The sequence below is a fragment of the Shewanella sp. 11B5 genome, assembly GCF_002836795.1.
GTDB classification, from domain to species: Bacteria; Pseudomonadota; Gammaproteobacteria; order Enterobacterales; family Shewanellaceae; genus Shewanella; species Shewanella frigidimarina.
Genome location: NZ_PJAP01000253.1, coordinates 1 through 8,882 on the forward strand (window position 1 = coordinate 1; position 8,882 = coordinate 8,882).

The 8,882-nt window shown below is 40.1% G+C and carries 7 protein-coding genes and 1 pseudogene; all 8 read left to right on the plus strand.

Features of this window, described 5'->3' with window-relative positions; genetic code table 11:
• Positions 1-109: 109 nt before the first annotated feature.
• Positions 110-841 (plus strand): carboxy-S-adenosyl-L-methionine synthase CmoA, encoded by a 732-nt coding sequence (gene cmoA, locus CXF78_RS03335; RefSeq protein WP_011637642.1) that lies wholly within the window; start codon positions 110-112, stop codon positions 839-841.
• On the plus strand, positions 838-1,830 hold the full coding sequence (gene cmoB / locus CXF78_RS03340; protein WP_059743780.1) for a tRNA 5-methoxyuridine(34)/uridine 5-oxyacetic acid(34) synthase CmoB: 993 nt from the start codon (positions 838-840) through the stop codon (positions 1,828-1,830). The genes cmoA and cmoB overlap by 4 nt, the downstream gene beginning before the upstream one ends.
• A 25-nt stretch (positions 1,831-1,855) precedes the next feature.
• A complete protein-coding gene (locus CXF78_RS03345; protein ID WP_011637644.1) occupies positions 1,856-2,626 on the plus strand; it encodes an ATP-dependent zinc protease family protein in 771 nt (256 codons plus the stop codon).
• Positions 2,627-2,634: 8 nt separating this feature from the next.
• Complete coding sequence (locus tag CXF78_RS03350) at positions 2,635-4,143, plus strand: UUP1 family membrane protein (RefSeq protein ID WP_011637645.1); 1,509 nt, start codon at positions 2,635-2,637, stop codon at positions 4,141-4,143.
• A pseudogene (locus tag CXF78_RS03355) lies at positions 4,143-5,098 on the plus strand (alpha-L-glutamate ligase-like protein). The gene CXF78_RS03350 and the pseudogene CXF78_RS03355 overlap by 1 nt, the downstream one beginning before the upstream one ends.
• Before the next feature lie 22 nt (positions 5,099-5,120).
• On the plus strand, positions 5,121-6,863 hold the full coding sequence (locus CXF78_RS03360) for a hypothetical protein (protein ID WP_145991365.1): 1,743 nt from the start codon (positions 5,121-5,123) through the stop codon (positions 6,861-6,863).
• Positions 6,841-7,971 (plus strand): DUF3541 domain-containing protein, encoded by a 1,131-nt coding sequence (locus tag CXF78_RS03365; protein WP_102035974.1) that lies wholly within the window; start codon positions 6,841-6,843, stop codon positions 7,969-7,971. Before CXF78_RS03360 ends, CXF78_RS03365 begins: the two co-directional genes overlap by 23 nt.
• Before the next feature lie 107 nt (positions 7,972-8,078).
• On the plus strand, positions 8,079-8,882 hold an 804-nt coding region (locus CXF78_RS03370), incomplete at its 3' end, for a LysR family transcriptional regulator (protein WP_102035975.1).

Sequence of the window (8,882 nt, forward strand, 5' to 3'; positions counted from 1 at the left end):
CATGATTGTCAACAAATTGAAAAAAAACTCACAAATTACCAGCTAGATACTTGCTGCAGTTCACCATGATTAGCTAAAATACATTTCTAACTTTTCCATATTACAGCTGATGAACTCTCAACAAGATACGATATACGCTCATGTGACCGACCAAATTACAGATTTCCAATTTGATCAACGTGTTGCCGGTGTATTTAATGACATGATCCGTCGCTCCGTTCCTGGCTACGCACAAATCATCAATACCATTGGTGATTTTGCTAACCGTTTTGTCACACCTCAAAGCAATATATACGATCTCGGCAGTTCATTAGGCTCAGCTACGTTAAGCATTCGTCGCCAAATTGAAGGGCGCGGATGTCAAATTTATGCGGTAGACAACAGTCAGTCGATGATTGAACGTTGCACTGAAAATCTTGCAGCGTATGTCAGCGACATCAAAGTCAATTTATTGTGTGCTGATATCAGAGATATCGACATCAAGAATGCCTCTATGGTGGTGTTAAACTTTACCCTACAATTTCTACCCACTCATGATCGGGATGCTTTAATTAAACGTATTTACGATGGTATGTTACCGGGTGGAATTTTAGTCATTTCAGAAAAATTATTCTTTGAAGATAACCATATCCAACAATTACTAGATGAACAGCATTTAGATTTTAAGCGCGCAAATGGGTATAGTGAGCTCGAGATAAGTCAGAAACGCAGTGCATTAGAGAACGTTATGCGTCCAGACAGCTTAAATGTACACCAACAACGCTTAACCGAAAACGGCTTTAGTCACTTCTCAGTTTGGTTTCAATGTTTTAACTTTGCATCTATGGTAGCGATTAAATGATCAATTTTAGCTCTTTTTATAAAGACATTGCTGATTCGAACCTACAACACTGGTTAGAAACTTTACCGGCAATTTTAGGTAAATGGCAACGAGATCATAAACACGGTAATTTACCTAAATGGGAAAAAGTGCTCAATAAATTACATTATCCTCAACCGGATAATATCGATTTTAGTAGCAGTGTAACGATTGGAACAGGAGAACAACTCAGCCCCGGACAAGTTGAAAAACTCACTAATTTACTGGCGGTGTTTCAACCATGGCGTAAAGGTCCATTTTCCGTTCATGGTATTCAAATTGATACTGAATGGCGCAGTGATTGGAAATGGGATCGAGTCAAAAATTTTATTTCGCCATTAAAAAATCGCACTGTGTTAGATGTGGGTTGTGGTAGTGGCTACCACATGTGGCGGATGTTAGGTGATGGTGCAACTCGCGTTGTAGGCATTGATCCTTCACCGTTATTTTTATGCCAATTTGAAGCAATCAAACGAGTGGCCGGCAATCAGCACCCAGTATATTTGTTGCCTCTGGGCATAGAAGAATTACCTCCATTAGATGCCTTTGATACGGTGTTTTCTATGGGCGTGCTCTACCATCGTCGCTCACCGATAGACCATTTACTACAATTACGCGACCAATTAAGAGTCGGTGGTGAACTGGTACTTGAAACACTGGTGATTGATGGCGATGAAAATGCAGTACTTGTTCCACAAGATAGATATGGCAAAATGAACAACGTTTGGTTTATACCATCTGTTGCTGCCTTAATGTTATGGTTAAAGAAATGTGAGTTTATTGATATTCGTTGTGTTGACATCGATATCACCTCACTGGCAGAACAACGCAGCACCCACTGGATGAAAAATGAATCTCTAGTCGATTATCTCGATCCTAATGATGTGAGTTTAACCGTAGAAGGTTATCCCGCGCCCAAGAGGGCCATCATTATTGCAACAAAGAACCAACCGAATCACGATCTAGTATAAATATTACTATTCAACAGGAATTGACATGTTAAAGCAGGTAATTGCTCTATCCGTTGCAGCGGCCCTAATATCGGGTTGTACAACCATCCAAAAACCAATAACACCTCCGCTGACAAATGCTGACTTGAATAGCAGTTTGCAAGTTTCGCAAACCGTCATTATTGATGCCATTAATTCACAGAATAGTCAGCAAGCAAGCGACATAAGCGCTCTTTCTGAGGAAATGCGTAAGTTGAAGACTCAGATAAGCACCGCGATGAGTCAAAAACCAAAAACCATCATTGTTCAACCACCAATGCCAAAACCAGTCTCGGTTCCACAACAATGTCCGGAAGCTATGATTGGCGAGAAGTTTTTACTTGGTGAAGTCGAGAGTGTATTTGTTGATGAAGTCAAAGCCAAGTTTGCGACTCGCATCGATACTGGTGCTGAGTCATCATCTTTAGATGCGCGCAATATCGTATTGTTTGAACGAGAAGGCGAACAATGGGTTCGCTATGACGTGATGACTAATGGAATAGACCAACCCGTCAATACATTTGAATCTAAAGTTGAGCGCTTTGTCCGTATAAAACAAGATGCTGATACAGGTGATGATCGCCGCCCAGTTATCCACGCCCATTTAAAAATAGGTAAATATGCAGCCGAAACGGATTTAAACCTTACGGATCGAAGCCACCTAGATTATCCTTTGTTACTAGGTCGTAAGTTTATGAAAGATATTGCCATTGTTGATGTAGGCCAAATCTACGTTCATGGTAAAGCCAAAAACCAAATTACCACGTTAATTAAGTAGGATCCGTAATGCATTCTCGTAAACCGTTTTACATATTTGTTGCGTTGCTATTTATCATTGGTATTAGCACCAGCATATATCGTGGTGTTGAACACAATGTGCCTTTTTTACCTGGTGAACAGGTACAAAGCTGGGCTGTGGATGCCAAAATCAGTTTTAATGGAACGAATCAACCTGCTGAGGTCAATTTCTCATTACCGAACGATCCTGCATTTGACATCTTAGTTGAAAATGCATCATCACCAGGTTATGGCTTAAATATTTCAGCTGATGCCCATAATCGTCGCGCAGTATGGTCAATACGTGATGCTTCTGGCTCACAAGCATTATATTACCGAGTGACTTTAGTACCGACAGGCAAGCTTAATATTGAAGCTGTCGAAGAACCTGCCACGCCAGAATTATATTCATGGCCTGCAACAGAAAAATCAGCAGCAGAGCAAGTCATTGAAGAAGTATGGGCTCGCAGTGCGACTAATTTATCGTTTGCTCAACAATTGATGAATTTGATTAACGATAACGATCAAAGCCAGAATATGGCGTTGTTATTATCAGCTAATACTTCAACCAATTTGTTTGTACGCATGCTGCATTCAAAAGGTGTCCCTGCACGTATCGTTAATGGTTTGCAACTTGAAGATCAGCGACGTCGTCAACAGCTTACATCATATGTGCAAGTTTATAATGATGGAGCATGGGAGCTTTTTGACGTTCCAAACAACAAAAAAGGCCGTGATAATACCCTAGTGCTATGGGAATATACTGGTCACTCTGTGCTAGATGTCATGGGAGGAAATAATTCATTAGTTAATTTCTCAATGCTACAAGATACTCGTTCAGCATTAGCAACATCTATCGACATGATGATGAATGACGATGCGTGGGATTTCTCCCTATATCAGTTACCACTTGAAGAACAAAGCACCTTTAAAGGCATTCTATTAATCCCAATCGGCGTATTAGTCGTGGTGTTTTTACGTGTCATTGTTGGCATCAAAACATCAGGTACCTTTATGCCTGTTTTGATTGCGCTAGCGTTCATCCAAACTACCCTATTAACAGGCTTAATCGGTTTCTTATTGATTGTTGCCTTTGGTTTAATGATCCGTTCCTATCTGTCCACACTCAACTTACTGCTCATATCCCGAATATCGGCGGTCATTATCGTGGTGATTTTTATTATTGGCTTGTTTACCTTAATTTCATTCAAGTTAGGTTTAAGTGAAGGATTAACCATTACCTTCTTCCCGATGATCATTCTTGCCTGGACTATTGAACGTATGTCTATTCTGTGGGAAGAAGAAGGTCCTAAAAAAGTCTTTGTATCGGGTGGCGGTAGCTTATTTGTGGCGACATTGGCGTACTTAGCTATGGACAACCAATTAGTTCAACATTGGGTTTTCAACTTCTTAGGCATTCATTTAGTGATTTTAGCCTTGGTATTAGTGATGGGACAGTACACTGGTTACCGTTTAACTGAGCTAAAACGCTTTAAACCATTAGTTGGAGAGCAATAATGAAGTACGCCTGGCCCTGGGAATTGAGCCGTAGCGGTGTACTCAACATGAACAGGCGCAATATTAGCTATATTGGTCGTTATAATCAGCGTAAGTTTTATAAACGCGTTGATGACAAACTAATTACTAAGCAACTTGCGCTTGCTAATGGCATTGCGGTTCCCGATTTAATTGGGGTTGTTCATGAACAACATAAAATCCAAGAAATTCCAGCTATGGTTCTTGACCGTAGCGGTTTTGTCATAAAACCGGCAAAAGGTTCTGGCGGTAAAGGCATTATGGTAATCACCAGAGTGAGCAATGGCTGTTATTACAAGCCCAATGGCCACGAAGTGACTCATAGTGAAATTTATCGTCATGTATCTAACATTTTAAGTGGTTTATTCTCACTCGGCGGTAAGCCTGATGTCGCGATTGTTGAAGGACTAATTGAATTTGATCCAGTCTTTGAAGGCTTAAGTTATGAAGGTGTCCCTGACATCCGCTTAATTGTGTTTAAAGGCTTTCCTGTCATGGGATGTTACGTTTATCAACTGCTGCATCTGATGGTAAAGCAAATTTACACCAAGGCGCTGTAGGTGTGGGTTTGGATATCGCTACCGGAAGCAGTTTGCATGCTGTGCAATTTGATTTACCCGTTGATAAGCATCCTGATACTCATTTTCCACTGTCGAACATCAAAGTTCCTCATTGGGAAACCTTACTCCACACGGCATCGAGTGCCTACGAAATGTGCGAGTTAGGGTATTTAGGTACTGACATGGTGTTAGATAAAAACAAAGGCCCACTGCTACTTGAATTGAATGCACGACCAGGTCTAACAATTCAAATTGCCAACGGTAGAGGGATTTTACCTCGACTTAAGCATGTCGAAGCGATGAAAAGCTCAACAATGTCAGTTGAGGAACGCGTGGCTTATGCTAAAAAGCATTTTTGTAGCAACCCTATTTTTTAATCTTTTGGCCACAGCAAGCGCTGTGGCTAATCCCTTAGCACTGTTCGTCGAACAGTGCTTACAATATCAACCTGATTTAGGACAAGACAAGCTTGTTTCTTTTCAGTCTGTTGAACAACAAGCTGTTGAATTTGAAAAACGCACACTTGCGTTAAATAATATCAACGACAGAATTCAATATTACCGCCCTTTCGCCAACGACAGCCTAAATAGACAAGGCTTATTATGGTGTCAATTACACCTTGCCGATGAACTTTATGCGCTAGCTACAGCAACCAATACCCAACGCTTAATTGATCAGTTGCTACAGCTTCGACCACCTTATGATCAATTAGGACAACGCTTAGTCGCCATAAGAGAATCGCAGTGGGAGTTAATCCAAAAGTCAAAACTGCACAGCGCCCAGGCAAGCAATAATCAAGCATTATCACAGCAGCAATTTACCATGCAGTTTAATCAGCCGGACTGTGCCTTAACTAATGAACTGAATGCGGATAGCAACAATACCAATATTGAGATTCGTATTGCCAAATATTTACTTAAACAGCCCAATGAACATTGTAGAAAACAGGCTTGGCTTGCCTATCAAATTCGTGCGAAAGACAAACAAGCTTCAGCGCTTGCATTAATTCATCGATTACAACAACAGCATGCTATTGCTCAAGACTATGATAATAGCGCACAGGCACAACTCTCATTACATGACCTAACGCCACAGTTGTTAACGCAATTCTTAGCAAGCCAAACAATTAACCTTGATATTGCGCCATGGAATATCGCCAATGCCCTTCGCGGAGTCAGTAATTCATCGACCATAAAGCCGATTACTACGGATGCATTTTTACAGAAAATCTTCGAAAGCCTAAAAGCTTTAGATCTCAAGTTTGAATTCATCACAGTAGGTGATGCTAGAGTTGATCATTCTAAAATAGACAAAACGACGTCGCCTAGTGATAGTCAACAAAACAGCCTTAGTGATACGCAACTCATCCGCGTTTGGCACCAACAGCGATTAATGGGAGAAATTTTTACATATACACAAGATGAACAACACAATCCTTTAAACGTAGATAGTCAATTGATAAAACAAACTGTTATAGGTCATCAATTCGGTCAATATTCGCTAAACTTTCCATCACAATTAACCAACGTAAAACAACAACAAAAATTAATTAACGCATTAAGTCGAGCAATAGTATCCTTGGCGCAAGGTCGTCAGTTTTATTTCCTCACCAATAGAGCACAAAACACTGAGGCCCATGCGATTGCCACGCAATGGCTCGCATACTACCTTGAGCAGCAGCTAAACCTACCAAAATTGTCTAAACGTCATCAATTAGTGGCGCAATATCAACAACAATTATGGGTATTTAGAGCAAAGGTTTCGCTAGCTTTTTATCAATATAAAGGTGACTTCAAAGGTGCGCAGCAGGAGGTTTGGTTAAGCCATAATCAATCTCTGTCTACAGCTTTTGAACAAAGCTTTGGCTTACCATGGCCAAACGCAACGGATGCAATATTTAGTTATCAAGCTATTGCTAATCAAGGTATTAATCATTATCTTCCTTTATGGCAAACGGCATTGGCTCAATTAATCATTGCAGAGACACCAGCCCAAATATCGCCTAATGAGATATTTGATTTATTGGTTGTAAACGAAACACATTTAACCTTAAACGATCAACTTGAGTGGCTTATTGGCCTACCAATTGACCCACATTCACTTATCAGGAGATTTAAACATGCTGGAACTACGCAAGAGTAAAACACTCTCGTATTTACTATTGTCAGCTACGTTGTTTAGTAGTGTGGCGTTCGCTAAAGAGTCAGTTGAAAAAACATCGCATAATTTAACGGCTGATCAAGTTTATCAAGGAATTAAAACCAATTTAGAAACCAACCTTTATTCATTACCTCCGCGTGTGCAAGGGCATTATGCTATTCGTCAATTTCGTATGACGGGCGAAACCAAATACGCTAATGGCTCATTAATCGATTTACTAACCATTGCAGAGCGCCAAGCTTACTATTCTTGTAATCTTGATAAACCCGGTTTTATTAAAAGCGAATCACAAATTGAAGTGGATAAGTTAGGCAAAGGTCCTCGCGGTATCGCGCGTAAAGAAGCCATCGCCCCTTACCCGAATTTTATGTTATATAGCGATGTTTTATTACGTTACGCCAGTCGTGTAGACGAATTTGGTTTTACCGGACCGTGTCATGATTTAATGATTAAAACGTTAAAAAATGCCAACTTAGAACCCGCTTTAACAGATAAAAAGATGATCAGAGCTTGGGCGGCACAGCTAATTAACTATGTGTACTGGGCTAAGCAAGTTGGTGTCGGTGATTATTATGAAGCTTACAAAAAAGCCTTCATTAACACTTATCCTGACAACAATGATGCTAAGCTCAAAAAGAGTCAATATAAAAACAAAGTTTATGGTATGACTCACTTTATTTTTTCAGCTAGCGAGTATTATCAACATTCGGTTGACCCAAAAGAATATCAGTGGATTTTAAATTACTTTGAAAAAAACATTGATCGCATTTTGACCGATACTACCGAAGATATTATTACTGAAGTAGGTATTAGTTTCTTAATTACCGGCAACGGTGATAACCCAGTGGTAGATAAAGTTAAAAAGCATGTGATTGCAGCTTACGATCCTAAACTGATGATGATCCCGTCACCACATGGCAAAGCTGAATTATCTTCTGGTGAACACAGAAACGTATTAGCAATGATGTTACTAGATTGGCCTGAAACGTTACATAAAGGACCATATTTAAATAATATTCCTAGTACTAAGAAATACTTACCTAAACTGGTTAAGCCTAAAGCGTCTATGAACGATGCCAAATCACACTAAATATTAGCAGTGATACGTTTGAGGCAAATGCAGTGCATTTGCCTTTTTTATTTCAAACAATGCTATGATTTTCCGTCATTTTTACTCAACAATAAAGAGAACACTTAATGAGCCGAGCTAAATCAACCTTAGAACAATGGCGAATTGTCCAAGCTGTCGTTGATTTTGGAGGCTATGCTCAGGCTGCAGAAAAACTCAATAAGAGCCAATCATCGCTAAACCATGCAGTGGCAAAACTGCAGCATCAACTGGGTATAAACTTACTCGAAGTCAAAGGTCGCAAAGCCTATTTAACCGAGCAAGGTGAAGTGTTATTACGTCGTTCTCGTCATTTAACCCAATCGGTTGAAGAGCTTGAACAACTCGCCAATAATTTAGGTCAAGGCTGGGAACCTAACCTAACGATCGCCAGAGAAATCATTTATCCTATGGACACGTTAGTGGCAGCTCTAGACGAATTTTTACCACTAAGTCGTGGTACAAGGGTAACGATTATCGACTCGGTGATCACCGGCACTCATGAACTTGTGCTTAATAATGAAGTAGACATTGCTATTTGTGCTACACCACCTAAAGGTCATATTGCAGAGCCATTATGTGAATCAAATTTTGAACTTGTGTGCCATCCAGACCATCCGCTTGCGCAATTAGAACGCATAGATGATGACAAGCAATTAGCCCAACATTTACAAATTGTGATTAAAGATACGGGAATAAATGCAATCAATGATATTGGTTGGCTTAAAGCGGAACAACGTTGGACTGTATCGAACTTTCATGAAGCAAAATCCATTTTAGCGCGCAACATCGGTTTTTGTTGGATCCCGAACTTTGTTGTGCAGCAAGAACTGCAAAATAAACAACTCACCCGCCTGCATTTACGTGGAGGTAATAATCGAAAAGCAATATTG

What these genes read in the sequence shown, in the direction of transcription:
- cmoA (WP_011637642.1), top strand. Translation starts at nt 110, where the DNA reads ATGAACTCTCAACAAGATACGATATACGCTCATGTGACCGACCAAATT.
- cmoB (WP_059743780.1), top strand. Translation starts at nt 838, where the DNA reads ATGATCAATTTTAGCTCTTTTTATAAAGACATTGCTGATTCGAACCTA.
- CXF78_RS03345 (WP_011637644.1), top strand. Translation starts at nt 1,856, where the DNA reads ATGTTAAAGCAGGTAATTGCTCTATCCGTTGCAGCGGCCCTAATATCG.
- CXF78_RS03350 (WP_011637645.1), top strand. Translation starts at nt 2,635, where the DNA reads ATGCATTCTCGTAAACCGTTTTACATATTTGTTGCGTTGCTATTTATC.
- CXF78_RS03365 (WP_102035974.1), top strand. Translation starts at nt 6,841, where the DNA reads ATGCTGGAACTACGCAAGAGTAAAACACTCTCGTATTTACTATTGTCA.